We start from the raw sequence: 14,942 nt of genomic DNA on the forward strand, positions 1-14,942 counted from the left end.
GAAATTCGGTACATATTCTGATACACGCGCAATTGTACTGGGTCGAGAGAAACATTGTGATGGATACAATTTCACACCGCTATGGATTGCAAAATTCCGGGCCAAAGTACCGCGCCGTTTCCGAGGCGATCCGGGCGGCGATATCAGCGGGTGATCTGGGGCAGGGCGACAAGCTGCCTCCCGTGCGTGATCTGGCATGGCAGCTCAAGATCACGCCCGGCACAGTGGCACGGGCCTACACGATCCTGACGGACGAAGGCATCTTGCAGGCGGAAGTGGGCCGCGGCACCTTTGTCGCCGGACCGACCAGGCCGATCACCCAGTTGAAGTGGCCGACGAAGTACGCAGCAGAAGATACTGATCAGGTAAGTCTTTTTTCTCCCAGATTGCCGGATGTGGGGCAGGTGTCTTTGCTGCGCGATGCCTTTGCCCGCCTCTCTGACAGACCGCCTGAGGATCTGCTGAATTACCCCACGGCCCGCGCTTTTGCTCCGGCGCGGCAGGCTGTTATCCGCTGGCTGGAAGGGACGGTTCTTGGCCCGGTGTCCAACGAAGACATCGTGCTGAGCCACGGCGGTCAGTCAGCCATTTCGCTGGTCATGCAGGCGGTGTTGAAAGGCCAGCGCCCGGTCGTTCTGGTCGAAGAGTTGAGCTATCCGGGGTTCCGTCGCGCGGCCGAGCTTTTGCGCGCGGATGTGGTTTCGGTTCCCATGGACGATCAGGGTATTGTACCAGAATCACTTGAGAATATAGCCCGCCGCTATGACGCGCAGCTGCTTTGTACCAGTCCCGAAGTGCACAATCCTACCGGTCTGCACACCCCTGCGCGGCGCCGCGAGCGGATTGCAGAGGTGGCCCGCCGCATCGGATTTCACATTCTGGAAGACGATTGTTATCGGCTGGGTCGTGCCAAGGCGCCGTCTTATCGCGCGCTCTTGCCAGAGCAGGGCTGGCATGTGTCTTCCTTTTCAAAATGCCTGACCCCGTCGCTTCGGGTGGGCTTTGCCGTCGCCCCGGAACGCCACCGCGCCAATCTGCGCCGCGCCGCCGAACATGGGTTCTTTGGCTTGGCCTGTCCTCTGGCGCATGTGACGCAGGATATCCTGACGCGGGACGAGACCTTTGCATTGATGGAAAAGGTGCGCTTGGTGTTTGGTGATTACGTCCGTGTCGCCGTGAACGCGCTTGGCGGCTATGATCTGAACTGGCACGAGGACATACCCTATCTTTGGCTAAGATTGCCAGACGGATGGCGGGCGAGCACTTTTGTGCAGGCGGCCGAGGCGCAGGGCGTGCAACTGCGCAATGCCGATGAATTTGCGCTCCGCAATGGATCGGCCCCGCATGCGGTGCGGTTGGCCATCAATGCGCATGTATCGCTGGGCAGTTTCGAGGCGGCGATGCAGCGGCTGCGCGATCTGCTTGATAACCCACCCGAGCGGATTGCAGTCTGACCGCTATATGATTCCGCGCTGCTGTGAAAATGTCGCTGGGAATTCGCCTTACATCCCGATCAATGACCGGAGAAAGACGGAGGGATGTGGGGTATTATGGTACCATAATTTTAAGATATTGTTTTTGCTTATGTATTTTGAATAAACGGCGCTTGACTGCGCATTTGGCAGGTATATAACCCGCCCATCGGATTTCGGGGCCGTGCGGCACAGCGCGGCCTTTCTCAATCTAAAACGGAATAGACCCATGAAAACCTTCTCTGCGACACCGGCAGACATCGAGAAGAAATGGATCCTGATCGACGCCGAAGGCGTTGTTCTAGGCCGTCTCGCTTCGATCGTCGCCATGCGTCTGCGCGGCAAGCACAAGCCGTCCTTCACCCCCCACATGGATATGGGTGACAACGTCATCATCATCAACGCTGACAAGATCCAGATGACTGGCAACAAGCGTGATGAGCATTTCTACTGGCACACCGGCCACCCGGGCGGGATCAAATCCCGGACCAAGCAGCAGATCCTCGATGGGGCACACCCCGAGCGCGTTGTTGTTCAGGCCGTCAAGCGCATGCTGCCGGGCAACCGCCTGTCGCGCAGTGTCATGACCAACCTGCGTGTCTACGCAGGCGCCGAACATCCGCACGAGGCGCAATCGCCTGAAGTGCTGGATGTAAAGTCGATGAACAAGAAAAACACGCGGGTGTAATCATGGCTGATCAGATCAATTCTCTGGAAGAGCTGGGCACAGCCGCAGGCGTCGAAGCCGCCGCTGTCGTCCTCGAAGCCCCGCGCGAGCCCGTTCGTGACGAACTGGGTCGTTCCTACGCCACCGGCAAGCGGAAAGATGCGGTCGCCCGCGTCTGGATCAAGCCGGGCTCTGGCAAGGTGACCGTCAACGGCAAAGAGATGAACAAGTATTTTGCTCGTCCCGTGCTGCAGATGATCCTGCGCCAGCCGTTCACCGTTGCTGGTGTCGAAGACCAGTTCGACGTGATGGCAACCGTCAAGGGTGGTGGCCTGTCCGGTCAGGCCGGCGCGGTCAAGCACGGTGTCTCCAAGGCGCTGCAGCTGTACGATCCCTCGCTGCGTGGCGCTCTGAAAGCCGCTGGCTTCCTGACCCGCGACAGCCGTGTGGTTGAACGTAAGAAGTTCGGTAAGCGCAAGGCGCGCCGGAGCTTCCAGTTCTCCAAGCGTTAATCCTACGCTTCATGTTTTTCGAAAGGCCGCCCTATCCGGGCGGCCTTTTTTGGTCGGCCCTTCAGGGAACGCGGCAGTCTTGGAAATTGCTTGCCGGTCCGATATTCAGGCCATTGCGCAAGGTTTGGGCCTTTTTGTCGACATAGATCGCTGTTCCGGCCCAGCCCGAAGGTTCGTCACTGTCGCGTGTGAACTGCACAAACCCAAAGGCGTCATTGCCGGACGTTCCGGAAAGGCGCCCACGGTACTCGGCGGCAATGCCCTCTACATTTTGCGCCATATGCAGACCCGACATATCGTGACGGCAACCGCCCATCGAAAGCCCATCGCCGTCAACCGCACCCGGAGGGTTGTCAAGCCGAACGCCGCTCATCCCGACGACGTATTGTTGGGGCAGGGCGGCGGCGGAAAAGACCACATTGGTCATCATGTGTTCATGCGCGGCAAGGACCGCCTTGAGCCCGCAGGCATCATGTTGATAAGGCGCGCAGGGCGTGCCTTGGATCTTTTCCACGGCATCCTCAAAGGCCGCGCCTACAAGCGGATCGACCCGCCGTGGATAGCGCCCCGATGTATCCAGACCCCAGATCGGTTTGTGCATCACCAGCCATGTGCCGATTTGTTCCCCGGCGGCCGTGACCTCGTTCGCCCATGCCAGGGCCTGCGAAAACTCGGCCACTTCCCTACTCCAAAGATCCACCTTTTCAACGGCTTGCCTTTGTTCGAACCTCATCTGAGCCTCCGCCAGAGACTTTGCGTCTAGGGCAAGGTTTTCGGCGTGTTCACTGGGTTTGTCGATCGTCGGGCTGGTGCCGACAAACACAAAGCGGTGCGGCGCGGCGGCGTTGCTGGCGCGGCTGTCGCGCAGATCGAAGTACCAGGATTTGATCAGGCGCGGGTCGTCCCCGATACAAGTGATCTTGTCGTCGTTCGGGCCAAAGAAATAGTACCAGCCATGTCCCGCACGGTCGCAGCGTTCATGATTGCCGCGCACAAAGGCCCAAGGCACTTGCATCAGAGCGCCCGAAGCGACGCGCGAAAAGAAATCGCTGTTCCACTTGTCCCAGTCCTTGGTGCGCTCGGTGTCATATCGGTAGTCGCCAAGGTGGATCACCAGATCGGGGGCTGTTGCCATGGCCTGAGCCGCGATCTTTTCGAACAGGAAGCGGGTGCCGGTTCCGGTACTATTGGCAGAACAGTCCTGCGATCCGCGCGCATTGCCAAAGCCGCGGCAGCCAGTGTCACCAAATACAACGAACTGCGGGACGGCAGTCGTTCTGCGTCCGGCGCCAGCTAGGACAACATCGGTGCCATCGTTGGTGGTGATCGCGGTCGTGCCATCGCTGGCCAGTAGCCGCACCTGATCCCAGTCTTCGTTCATGTCGGTTTGGCAAACCGTGACCGCGTCAAATCCAAATCCAGGACGATTGTGACGCGGGGTCCAAGTGGGACGCACAAGAGCTTCGGTCAAACCGGGGATACGCGCGGCGAGCGTGAAACCGGTGCAATCGGTCGCCTGATCCGTCACCACGCGCAGCGACAGGTTCAAAGGCATCTCACCCCCGGTTTTCTGAACCGGGCCGTCTGATCCCATGATTTGCGCCCAAGCGGCATGCACGCTTTGTGCCAAAGCGCCATTGCCGCAAACGGCCATTGCGCAGCCCAAGGCCAACGCTGTGAGTGTCGACTTCATGAAATTGCTCCTCTGAGAAAAATGATTTTCAACCAAATGGCGAATCCGAAAATTCTAACACAGCCAAGTGGAAAGTCGTGCTTTGATCCCCAAGGGATTTGGCGGTCTGGGCATTGCTTGATTTATTTGGCAAACAGGCGGCAGGTGCCGACAGCAAAGGGAAGCCCGATGGCCCAGGAAGTCTACAGGATTGAGGACGCAGGCCAGTTGGCTCGGGTCGTGCATGGGCAAGTCGATCCCGCGCGGTTGACGCTGTTTTCCACCATGAAGAACGAAATGGGATTTTTGCCAGCCTGGTTGGATTACCACCGCGGGGTCGGGTTCGAACAATTCCTGATCTGGGATGATGCCAGCGACGATGGCAGTTTCGAATACCTTTGTGCGCAAAGCGATTGCGTGGTGATGCGGTCGGACCAGAGTTACGGCAAAATTGTGCGTTACGTGGATCCCGAAGGGAAGGCCCGCGACGAACGCCTTGGCTCGTACCTCAAGATCGCTCTGCCGCATCTGTTTTTCGATGGCCCGTTCGTTGGGTATCTGGATGCCGACGAATTCCTTATCCTTCCGCCGGAGGTGTCATCATTGACAGACATCGTTGCGCGGTTGCGCATCGAAGGCGCGACATCGGCCGTCGCCTCGGTCGTTGAATTTTTCCCGAACTCCGCCGATGGGCTGCAAGGCGCCTTGCCGCAAAGCTTTGACGACCTGATCGCGGCCTACCCATGGTTCCAACCCGAGAGGCTGGTTGACCTTCGCCAGGGCGAGCAGCCGAACATCGTCGGGGAATCGAAAACAGCACGCCTTTTCAAGCGCTTCAATGTGGAACCTAAAGTCATTCGCGAAGGCTGGCACAAGCTGTGGATGCCGTCCCGTGCCCGCAAGGCACAGATGTTCCAGAAATCTCCACGTCACAAGACACCGCTGGTTCAGCGGACCGCGACAAGCCGTTTGGAGAACACGCACTACGCCAACTTGCCCCCCTCATCCGAGATCGTGCTGACCGTGGCGCATTTCGTTTTTACGGCGCAATTTGCGGACAAGATCGCGCGCGCCCGAGCCTGGGGAGCCCACGCCAACGGAGCGGCCAAGTACCGCTATTATGCCGAGCTTCTGGACAAGATGGCCGGGGTCGAAAACGGCTTTCTTGATGAGAATTCAGAGCGATATGAAGGGCCCGAGCAACTGTTGCGCTGCGGTCTCATGCGCTGGCCGATTGATCAGAACCGATAATTAAAGGCTGCGATCTCGCGCTCGTACAGGCGCCCGACGGTGTCGCGCAGTTCCGGCGTGTAAAAGCTACGCGGATCGGCTTTTTTACCCTTGTTCGGGCGATGACCACCCTTGGCGTTCGGTAGCCATCCGTCAAACGGGATATTCAGCGCGGCAAAAGTTTCGGCCAGCCCGGGCATCAGGTTTTCAAACCGGATCACGTGATCGGCAACGATTTCATTGTCGATTGTATAAAGCGGCCAATTGTCGGAATAGCGCAACTGGATATAGCCCCCCAGATCGTCGCCGGTTTCGATGGCGCGGACAAAGGCCTCGAACGTGGGGCGCTGCGGCATGCGCCGGGTGCGCCAGAAATAGTCCGAAACCATCTTGGTCCAGGGGTTGCGTACGACGCAGATCTTGGGAAAGGCAGCCCAATCCTCGGGAAAGGCGCGGGCGATGGTTTCGGCATAAGCGTGTTGAGGATGCTCTTCGTTCAGTATCTCGCTGTAGCGGCGATTGACCAGCTTGCGAATGGCATAATGCCGTTTTGCCTTGCCGCGCAGCCCAAAAAACGCGGCCCGCATTCGGGTTTCTTGCAGCAGGGGCTGATCGCGCAATTGCGCGCGGGCGTCGCGGATCATATGCGCCGGAATCGGCATGCCCGCCTCCATGGTTTCCAGAAGACCCGATAGCATCAGATCATCCGGCCCCAGATCGCGCGAAAGCGACACGCTGATCGAGCTGCCGGCGGTCTTGCGGCTATGAAGAAAGATATACCCGTGTTTGCGGCTGATGATCATCGCGGGATCCTTTCAGAGCACGAAACGCGCCGAGGGCCAGAGCGTTTTCACCTGCGGCAGTCGCGCTGCGACGGCGGTGTAAACGGGGGCATAGTGATTGGCAATCTCAGCCTCAAGGGCCTCGGATATCCCGCGGCCCTTTTCGCGCGCGTTGACCATTTTGGACCCGGCAAACGGATCGGCCGGGACATTGGCAAACCGGGCCAATGCCTTGATGCCTTCGGGCGTGAACAGGTCTTCGAACAGGCAGATATGCGTGTTGGCGGGCTCGAATACCTGATTGATTGCATTCAACGTCTGGTCATAGTGGCTACGCGCCTTGGCCTCTTTGCTGGCATAAAAGGCGCGCAAAGGGGCTTCGTTGTCGTCCGAAGCGGGCAGGCGGCCCTTGGCCATTTCCATCCGCAGGTGCGATCGCAGCCGGTCCACCGGATCACGCATGGAGAAGAGCACCTTCACCGCGGCGCCCTGCGCTGCCATCCCCGTCTTGATCCGCACCAGAAGGTCCGCGGGAAGCCCTGCGTAAGACGGGGTGATATCGCCGGTGCGTTGAATGCCCGGACGGGCCAGAAGCGCGCCGAAATAGTCGAAATAGCTTTGTTCGCTGCTTTGCAGACGCCAGCGCAGATGCGGCGTCGGCTCCGGCGCGCCGAGCGCCATCTTGGCCCGTGCGCGCAGTTTTTGAAGTGGCGAAGGTTCGGGCACGCGGTATCTGGCAAAGACCCCGCCGGTCCGGTGTTCCCAAACCTGATACTCCCCCAAACGCCCGAAATCCGACCCGGATTGCCCTGATAAATAGGCTTGTATCCATGAAGAGCCGCATTTCTGCCCTCCAAGACCCAGAAAGAAATCTTTGTTCATAGCCGACGATGAGGATTCCAACGATCTGCCTCCAGCTATTTGTCTTCGGGCAGCAGGCCAAGGCCGCGCAGGTAGACACCGATGCCACTTTCCAAAAGATCCTCGGGCGGAAAGGGCGATTGCGTCCCGGGAGAGTTGCGCGCGAAGAGTTCGACCACGCCGTGGCTCAGCGCCCAGATATGGGCCGAGAACATCGCCGGAGGCGGGCGCTTTTCCGGCGGGATGTGCTGGGACAATTCCGCTGCAGCTTTTTCCAGAACGCCGCGCGCACGGGCCGACACCATGGCCAATTCGGGCGAATGGTTCACGCTGATGCCGCTTTCGAACATCGCGATATAGTGACCGGGGTATTTGCGGGCAAAGGCCAGATAGGCGCGGCCCGTCGCCTCGAACGCGGCAAGCGCGGACGGTTGGCCCTTTTGATAGGCGTATTCCATCACATCGGCAAAAATCTCATAACCCTGCCGCGCGGCCTCGGCGATCAGATCTTCGCGGCCGGCAAAATGGCGATAAACGGCTGCCGGGGTCACGCCGGCCTGCTTGGCCGCCTCTGACAAGGTAAAGCCGGTGGGGCCTTTTTCCTCGATCAGGTTCAGCGCGGCCTCGACCAGGGCCTGGCGCAGATTGCCGTGATGGTAGCCGCGCTTCTTAGGCATCCCAAAGGTCCGGGCCGCCGCAGAGCTTTGGATCAGAGCGGCCGATGGCCTTGGCATCTTTGCGCGTGTAGTCGAGCGCGCCAAGCAGGTGGCGGATCGTCTCGAGCCGCGCGCGGCGTTTATCGTCGGATCGGATGATCGTCCAGGGCGCGTCCTTTGTGTGGGTGCGGGCCAGCGTTTCCTTGATGGCTTCGGAATAGGCGTCCCAGCGGTTCAAACCCTCAACATCAATCCAAGAGAGTTTCCATTGCTTTAGCATGTCTTCTTCACGCGCAAGGAAGCGGCGCAATTGCTCGGCGCGGCCAACGTTCAGCCAGAACTTGAACAGGTGAATGCCTTCATCAACCAGCATCTTTTCGAATTCGGGCGTTTGGACAAAGAAATGTTCGCGCTGTGCATCCGTGCAAAAGTCAAAGACCTTTTCGACGACGCCGCGGTTGTACCACGACCGATCGAAGAACACGATTTCGCCGCCGGCGGGCAGATGGTCGATGTAGCGCTGAAAATACCATTGAGTCGCCTCAGTGTCCGAAGGCTTGGGCAGCGCCACCACACGTGCGCCGCGAGGGTTAAGGTTCTCTCGGAAGCGTTTGATTGTGCCGCCTTTTCCTGCCGCGTCACGCCCCTCAAAGACACAGGCCACACGGGCTCCGGTTTCGCGCGCCCAGGTCTGCATCTTGACCAGCTCGATCTGCAGCGCCTTCATTTCCTTTTCATAGGCCTTGCGCTTCAGTTCTTCGCTGTAGGGGTAGCTGTGCGAAAGGATGTCGTCCTTGTCAGCGCGCAAAATCGCGTCACGCAGCTCTTGCGGGGCGTCTTTCTTGAAAAAGGCGCTGATGGCGCCGTCAAAGGGCAGGGTCATGGGGGCCTCGCTATCGGGTCGCGGCAATATGGGATGTTACGGGGCCGGGCGCAATCCGGCCCTGAAGGCGGCGCGGTGAATGGCTTCGATGACAGCGCCGGGGCGGTTGTGGTGGGGCATGTGTCCGATCCGCTCAAGCAGTGTCAGATTGGCATTTGGATGGCGCTGCGCAAAGGGAACCGAATGGATGACGGCGCCCACGGTGGTGTCGGCGCTGCCATGTACCAGCTCTATCGGCATGGTTAACGCGTCATAACGTTCTGAAAGCGCGGTCATTTCTGACAATAGCCCGGCGCGTTGCAAGGCGTTGGCGCGCAGGCTGCTGCGCCGCAATGTCAGGGCCACGCCAAAGTGCTCGGCAAAGCCCGGGGGTTCGGATTGCGGCAGGAAAACCTCGGCGACGTTGCGCTGCACGACGCTTTCGGGAACCCATGCGGTCAGCAGCGGGATTGCAACAAGGCCAAGCCACGGGTGAGATAGAACCTTGTAATAGGTCGAAAGCGGTGTGCTCCACGGGTAGGCCGGTGACGAGATCAGAACCAAAGCGGCGGTTTGTTCAGGCCGCGTCACGCCCCATGCCAGGGCCACGGCGCCGCCGTAGGACTGCCCCATGACGACGGGCCTCTCAGCGCCAAGTTGGGCGGCGGCCTTGGACAGCAGCTCGGCCTGCTCGGAGATCGTCGCCCCGGCACCGTTCAAACGGTCGCTATAGCCCAGACCGGGGCGGTCAAAGGCGATCACGCGGTAGTCTTGCGCGAGCTTGTCCACCAAGCCAAAGGTCATGTCGCGCAGATTGCCGCTGGACCCGTGGATCAGCACCAGATCGGGGCCAGAGCCCTTGGCGACATAGTGAACCCGCTTGCCGTCGACCTCAAGGAAATCGCCGACAGGAGGATAGTCCCGCAGGGCCGCCGCCTCGTGCCGACTGGCGCGCCATTGGGTCAGAACCCAAAAGGCTACCAAGATGACAAGAAGCGAAAGGCCCAGTTTCAACATGGTTTAACCTTGCCCGATATGGGCCAGATCAAACGGCGTGCTTTGGTATATCTCGTTGATCCAGTTGCCATAAAGCAGGTGCGCATGGCTGCGCCAGCGATTTAGTGGGGTCATGTTCGGATCGTCGTCCGGGTAGTAATTGGCCGGCACGTTTATCGGCGTTCCGGCGGCCACGTCGCGGTCATACTCTTCTTTCAGGGTGCCACTGTCGTATTCGAAGTGGTTGAAGATATAGAGCGCGCGATGCGCCGGATCCTCGACCAGACAGGGGCCGGTGTCATAGCTGTCGATCAGAATGGTCAGTCCAGCCGCCTCGATTTCCTCGCGCCGAAGCTCGGTCCAGCGCGACACCGGGATCACCATGTCGTCGGAGAAGCCGCGCAGATAGGGCGAGGCGGGCATAAGGTTCTGATGGCGCACACAGCCAAAGGCCTTGTGCGGCAGGTCATGCTTGGGCACCTTGTGGAAATAGTTGATCATTGCCATGCCGCCCCAGCAGACGCCAAAGGTGGAGTGTACATTGGTCTGGGTCCAGTCAAAGACCTGCTCCAGTTCCTTCCAATAGGTCACGTCCGGAAAGGGCAGATGTTCGATCGGCGCGCCGGTGATGATCAGCCCATCGAATTTTTCGCCGGTCTCAGCCACCTCCGAAAAGGGGCGATAGAAGGTTTCCATGTGGTCGGCGGCGGTGTTCTTGGTGCGATGCTCGCTCATGCGGATGAGCGACAGTTCGATCTGCAAGGGCGTCGCGCCGATCAACCGGGCAAACTGGTTCTCGGTCTGGATTTTCTTGGGCATCAGGTTCAGCAGACCAATCCGCAATGGGCGGATGTCCTGTCGGGCCGCTTGCTCTTCGGCCATGACCATGACGCCTTCGCGCGAAAGCACGTCATAGGCGGGAAGGTCGGATGGCAATTTGATCGGCATGTCTGATGGTCTCCGTTTGAAGTCAGAGAGATAGGCTATCGGCGGCGCAGCGACAAGGCGCGGACCTAGGCTGCGGGCAGGGCGCTGGCGATCACATCGGTGAAATCGGCCTGATCTCGCACCGTGGCCATGTCCGAGGCTTCGACCGTGATCCCCCAGCGCGCTGCCATGGCGTCATATAGCGGCTGCCGGTGGGCCAGCGCCCGCGCATAGGTCCAGCGGATAAAGGCATCGGGGTTGACCTCGGCCTCGGCGCAGCCTTGCAGATCAAGATATTCGCGCCAGACCCTTTCGAGGAAATCGGGGCGATAGGCCATGGGTTTGGGCGCTTTGTCAAAGCGGCGGATCAGTTCCTCTGTGTGGGCGGCGCTGCCCTTGATCCAGACCATCAGGGCGCAGCTGGACAAAGCTGTCAGGATCGGATCATCCGGGTTTTCGGGATCGACCCATTCGCAGATGCTGCCGCCGGTATCGCATACAAAATGCGGATAGCCATACAGATCCTGCGCACGGTGGATGAAATAGTCCGTATCCAGAAGCGCCTGACGTTCCGCGCGTTCAAACTGTGCCTGACGGAGCCGGTATTCATCCATCGCCATGCCGCCCTTGGCCGGGTTTCCGGGTTTGCCAAGGTAGGTTGATACCGGCGACAGATTGTCGAAAGTAATGTTCGATCCGATATAAATCGAATCCGTCATCAACAGCTCGCGTAGAAAGGGCACCTTCATCGCTTCGCGCTTGGCGTTGTCGGCGATGTATTCACCCATGTAGCGCGTACCGATGCGGTAATCGATCGAGTAGTGGAACCAGTCACCAGCATCGCGCAGCAGGGTCGACACATGGGTCTTGCCCAGACCTGACATGGCGAAAAGGACCACACGTTTATGCGCGGCGCGGCGCCAGTCGTCTGCGGTGTCGTACAGCATGCCTGCTCCCTCGGGCTATGGTCAGGCATGGATTACGCGCGGGGGCGGGCGGCGTCAAACCCTGTTACGGCGCAGCAGCCGGCCGTCCAGCACGACAAGCCCAAGGGCCAGCAGAACAAAACCGGCATAGGCCTGTGCGGACAGGTCTTCGCTCCGGACCCACGCGCCCAGCATTATCGCGGTTGGCGGAATGATCAGCGTGACCAACATCAGGTTGCCCGCCCCAGCCATGGCCAGAACACGGTAATATAGCAGATAGGCCAGCGCCGTCGCAAACACCGCGTAGTAAAGAATGCCCGCCCAGGTGGCGGTACCCATCGTCAGGTTTGGCGCGCCTTCCACAGCGACCGCAAGCGGGGTCATAATCAGTGTCGAGGTGCTGAGCATGCCAACAGCGGCAATCAGCGGCGGCAGGCCGGATAGCCGCTTTCGCGCCCATGCCCCTGCGCAGGCATATGAAAAAGTTCCCGCAATCACAGCCAGTTGCGCGGTGGAGGTCAGATTAAACTTTAACAGCGCAGCTGGTCCGATCGCCACGATAACCCCTGAAAATCCAAGCCCCACACCGATCATTTTGCGCGGCGTCAGCCGTTCGTCCGCAAAGACGGCAGCGGCGACCAGCACGCCGAAAATCGCCGTGGTCGCATTCAGGATCGATGTCAACCCGGACGGGATATGCAACTGACCCCATGCCATCAGGGAAAACGGGACGACGTTGTTCAGCAGCCCCATGCCCAGAAAACTGCCCCAGATCGCCGCGCCCTTTGGCACGCGGTAGCCGCGGATCCAAGCGATGGGCCAAAGCAGTGCAGCGGCCAACCCGGTGCGAAACAGAACCGATGTCAGCGGGCCGATCTCATCCAGCGCCGTGCGGATCGCCAGAAAGGAACCGCCCCAGATGAGACCCAGCAAGAACAATTCAAACCAGGCGCGGGTGGAAAGGGATGTCTGTGTCATGGTCAGGAATTTGCGCTGTGATCCAGGGCGAGGCGATCCGCATCTTGCGCAATGGCCCAAAAGAAAATGCACGAGAGTTCCCCCTCGTGCATGTCCGAATTGTCTGTTTAGGAAGGTTTAGAACGTTGTCGTGTAGGACATGCCAAAACCGATCGCCGAGTTGTTCTCGAACTTGACGCCGGTGCTATCCGTGGCATTGCCCAGCTTGACATACTCCAACCCGACGCGCAGCTTGTGCGGGCCTTCGGTGAACTGCGCGCCAAGACCGATCGAGGTCCGCCCGTCAGTTGGGGACAAGCGCGAAGCGACTTCGCCATCACCCGCTTCATAGGTGATCTGCGCGAAGGCCGAGTAGTTTTCGTTGAACTGCTTGCCAAGGCCCAGTTTCCAGGTCGTCGTGTCGCTGGCAAAGCCGGTGACTTCGCTGCCGGTCACGGATTCATACCCGGGTGTGCGCACTTCCCATGCGGACCATTCGGTCCATTTTACGCCGCCGAACAGCAAGGTGCCCTCGGCGATGCCGGTCTGGAAATCCAGAGCGACCGATTGCGGCATGGTGATCTCGGTGGTGCCATTGCCGTTGATCCCCAGCGTTGGCAGCATTTCGTACGTGTCGAACGCGTGTGTGACGGAGCTTTCGTAGGTCAAGGAAACCCGCAGCGCGATGTCTGGAATTTCGTATGCTGCGCCAAGCACATAGCCGAAGTCACCGGTTTGAGCGCCGTTTGCGGTATAGTTCAAACCCGGGTCGCCCAGCGGGTTCGACAGCGGGTTGACTGCAGTGCCCAGCGTGGTCGCCTTGGCAGCCAAGGATGCGGCCGTAGCCAAATCCCCAGCGCCGGCCGCTGCCGCCGCGTCCGTCGCCAGTTGGGTTGCATAGGCGCCAACCGCGCCGCGCACCAAAAGCTCCGGGATGGCGATGTCGGCCTTGCTCAGCACGTAACGCACGCCCCCGAACACCGACACCCGGTCGGCCAGTTTGTAGCGCAGGATCGCAGAGGTCTGTTTGCTCTGCCAATCGGCGTTCAGCCCGGTATAAACGCCTTGGCGGTAGGATGCGCCAGCGCCATAGGCCTGATTGTGATAGATGCCAAAGGACAGACGATCGGACAGATCATTCTTGTAGGCAAAGCTGAAGGTGCCATAGGACTTGGCCATGTTCCCAGTGCTGCCACCGCCCAAAGCTGCGGTATAATCACCCGAGACATCAGGCGTCACCAAAGCATGTCCAAGGTTCATCACGGTGCCAGGCTGAAACATCAAGCCGTAATCGTTAGAAGACCGCTCAATACCACCAGAGATTGCAGTGGTTGCGGTCAGGGCCAGCGACGCGGCCCCAAAAAATGTTTTTTTCATCTGTCCCTCATCCCTTGGCTGGGAAGTCTCTGCGGCAATCTCATTAGTGTGATCCGCCTCCTCACATCACGCTAAAGGTCTTGCCCTCTTTGGGTCAATCTTTGACGGAGCGTCAGTTTTACTAAGTGGAACGCTGCGTCACGTTTTTGTAACAGGCAGTTGCCGCGTTTCGTGAAGGATATTGAGGTAGTTTGCACCGAAAATGACGACGGCACCCAAGAAAACCCAAGGATTAAGGGCTTCTGCGTACAGCACCATACCGACCACGGCGATCACCGGAAGTCGGGCGAAATCGATCGGCATGACGACGGTCGCAGGAGCCAGGGAAAGGGCGGTGGTGAGGCAGAAATGCGCGACCAGACCGGCACAGGCGATGACGATGACCCAAGGCCAGTTGTTGGCGGCAGGCAGGGCAATGTCACCATCGATCCCGGCGCAAATCAGGCCAAAACAGGCCTGCATGGCAGTCAACCAGAAGAGGATTTGCGTAATCGGTTCCGTCCGTGTCAAACGCCGGGTGAAAACCGCCGATCCGGCAAATCCGATGGCTGCCAAGGCGGCGGTGACAAGGCCGAAATGGAATGTCTCGGGGCTGGGGCGGGTGACGATCAGGATACCAATGAACCCCGCGATGGCGGCCAGAACGCGGTTCGGGGTCAACCGTTCGCCAAGGATCAGCGGGCTCATCAGCATGACCCATAGCGGCAGCGTGAATTCAAGCGCAAAGACCTGCGCGAGCGGGATGACCGTGATCGAATAGAACCACAGGTTTTGCCCCGAGAAGTGAAAGATATTGCGCAGGAAATGCCAACCCATCATGCGGCGGCCAATCTGGTGCCTTGTGCCCGCAACTGATGAGACAGCAAGCACGATCACGATTCCAATGAGCGAACGGTAGAGCATGATCTCGAAAGTATCGAGGTTCAGGCTTACAGCGCGGCCCGCGATGGCCATGCAGGTGAACGAGACGATTGTGCCGATCATCCATAAGGAAGCGCGCAGTGTTTGGTGCATGAAATAGGTCCCCATCCTCGTGCGCTAGGAA

Annotated in this window: 15 protein-coding genes; 4 read left to right on the plus strand and 11 right to left on the minus strand. The window is 59.4% G+C overall.

Going from position 1 to position 14,942, the window contains the following annotated elements; genetic code table 11:
* The first annotated feature begins 59 nt into the window (after window positions 1–59).
* From ACOYQJ_RS05775 to rpsI, 3 genes are all read left to right on the plus strand, one after another.
* Window positions 60–1,454, plus strand: coding sequence for an aminotransferase-like domain-containing protein (locus ACOYQJ_RS05775; protein ID WP_422905055.1), 1,395 nt, complete (start codon window positions 60–62; stop codon window positions 1,452–1,454).
* Window positions 1,455–1,701: 247 nt separating this feature from the next.
* Window positions 1,702–2,160 (plus strand): 50S ribosomal protein L13, encoded by a 459-nt coding sequence (rplM, locus tag ACOYQJ_RS05780; RefSeq protein ID WP_422905056.1) that lies wholly within the window; start codon window positions 1,702–1,704, stop codon window positions 2,158–2,160.
* A 2-nt stretch (window positions 2,161–2,162) separates the two neighbouring features.
* A complete protein-coding gene (gene rpsI, locus ACOYQJ_RS05785; protein ID WP_422905057.1) occupies window positions 2,163–2,651 on the plus strand; it encodes a 30S ribosomal protein S9 in 489 nt (162 codons plus the stop codon).
* Window positions 2,652–2,712: 61 nt separating this feature from the next.
* Here rpsI and ACOYQJ_RS05790 read toward each other — a convergent pair whose 3' ends face one another.
* The gene (locus ACOYQJ_RS05790; RefSeq protein WP_422905058.1) at window positions 2,713–4,344 is read right to left on the minus strand and encodes a metallophosphoesterase; all 1,632 of its coding nucleotides are present in this window, start codon (window positions 4,342–4,344) and stop codon (window positions 2,713–2,715) included.
* A 168-nt stretch (window positions 4,345–4,512) separates the two neighbouring features.
* Here ACOYQJ_RS05790 and ACOYQJ_RS05795 point away from each other — a divergent pair, with 168 nt between their 5' ends.
* Window positions 4,513–5,574, plus strand: coding sequence for a glycosyltransferase family 2 protein (locus ACOYQJ_RS05795; RefSeq protein WP_422905059.1), 1,062 nt, complete (start codon window positions 4,513–4,515; stop codon window positions 5,572–5,574).
* On the opposite strand, the gene ACOYQJ_RS05800 is transcribed toward ACOYQJ_RS05795, so the two are convergent.
* From ACOYQJ_RS05800 to ACOYQJ_RS05845, 10 genes are all read right to left on the minus strand, one after another.
* Window positions 5,562–6,356: a hypothetical protein gene (locus ACOYQJ_RS05800; RefSeq protein ID WP_422905060.1), complete on the minus strand. Its 795-nt coding sequence runs from the start codon at window positions 6,354–6,356 to the stop codon at window positions 5,562–5,564. The two genes, ACOYQJ_RS05795 and ACOYQJ_RS05800, sit on opposite strands and share 13 nt — an antisense overlap.
* Before the next feature lie 12 nt (window positions 6,357–6,368).
* Window positions 6,369–7,217: a sulfotransferase family protein gene (locus tag ACOYQJ_RS05805; RefSeq protein ID WP_422905061.1), complete on the minus strand. Its 849-nt coding sequence runs from the start codon at window positions 7,215–7,217 to the stop codon at window positions 6,369–6,371.
* Window positions 7,218–7,252: 35 nt separating this feature from the next.
* On the minus strand, window positions 7,253–7,873 hold the full coding sequence (locus tag ACOYQJ_RS05810) for a TetR/AcrR family transcriptional regulator (RefSeq protein ID WP_422905062.1): 621 nt from the start codon (window positions 7,871–7,873) through the stop codon (window positions 7,253–7,255).
* On the minus strand, window positions 7,866–8,735 hold the full coding sequence (gene ppk2, locus ACOYQJ_RS05815; RefSeq protein WP_422905063.1) for a polyphosphate kinase 2: 870 nt from the start codon (window positions 8,733–8,735) through the stop codon (window positions 7,866–7,868). The genes ACOYQJ_RS05810 and ppk2 overlap by 8 nt, the downstream gene beginning before the upstream one ends.
* A 36-nt stretch (window positions 8,736–8,771) precedes the next feature.
* Window positions 8,772–9,731 (minus strand): alpha/beta fold hydrolase, encoded by a 960-nt coding sequence (locus ACOYQJ_RS05820; RefSeq protein ID WP_422905064.1) that lies wholly within the window; start codon window positions 9,729–9,731, stop codon window positions 8,772–8,774.
* A gap of 3 nt (window positions 9,732–9,734) precedes the next feature.
* Window positions 9,735–10,658 (minus strand): homoserine O-succinyltransferase, encoded by a 924-nt coding sequence (locus ACOYQJ_RS05825; protein ID WP_422905065.1) that lies wholly within the window; start codon window positions 10,656–10,658, stop codon window positions 9,735–9,737.
* Between the two features lie 65 nt (window positions 10,659–10,723).
* A complete protein-coding gene (locus tag ACOYQJ_RS05830; protein WP_422905066.1) occupies window positions 10,724–11,584 on the minus strand; it encodes an ATPase in 861 nt (286 codons plus the stop codon).
* A 54-nt stretch (window positions 11,585–11,638) separates the two neighbouring features.
* Window positions 11,639–12,541: a DMT family transporter gene (locus tag ACOYQJ_RS05835; RefSeq protein ID WP_422905067.1), complete on the minus strand. Its 903-nt coding sequence runs from the start codon at window positions 12,539–12,541 to the stop codon at window positions 11,639–11,641.
* 117 nt (window positions 12,542–12,658) lie between these two features.
* Window positions 12,659–13,897, minus strand: coding sequence for an OmpP1/FadL family transporter (locus tag ACOYQJ_RS05840; RefSeq protein ID WP_422905068.1), 1,239 nt, complete (start codon window positions 13,895–13,897; stop codon window positions 12,659–12,661).
* A 138-nt stretch (window positions 13,898–14,035) separates the two neighbouring features.
* A complete protein-coding gene (locus tag ACOYQJ_RS05845; RefSeq protein ID WP_422905069.1) occupies window positions 14,036–14,911 on the minus strand; it encodes a DMT family transporter in 876 nt (291 codons plus the stop codon).
* Window positions 14,912–14,942 lie beyond the last annotated feature (31 nt).

The sequence above is a fragment of the Pacificoceanicola algae genome (genome assembly GCF_049341065.1).
Lineage (GTDB): Bacteria > Pseudomonadota > Alphaproteobacteria > Rhodobacterales > Rhodobacteraceae > Pacificoceanicola.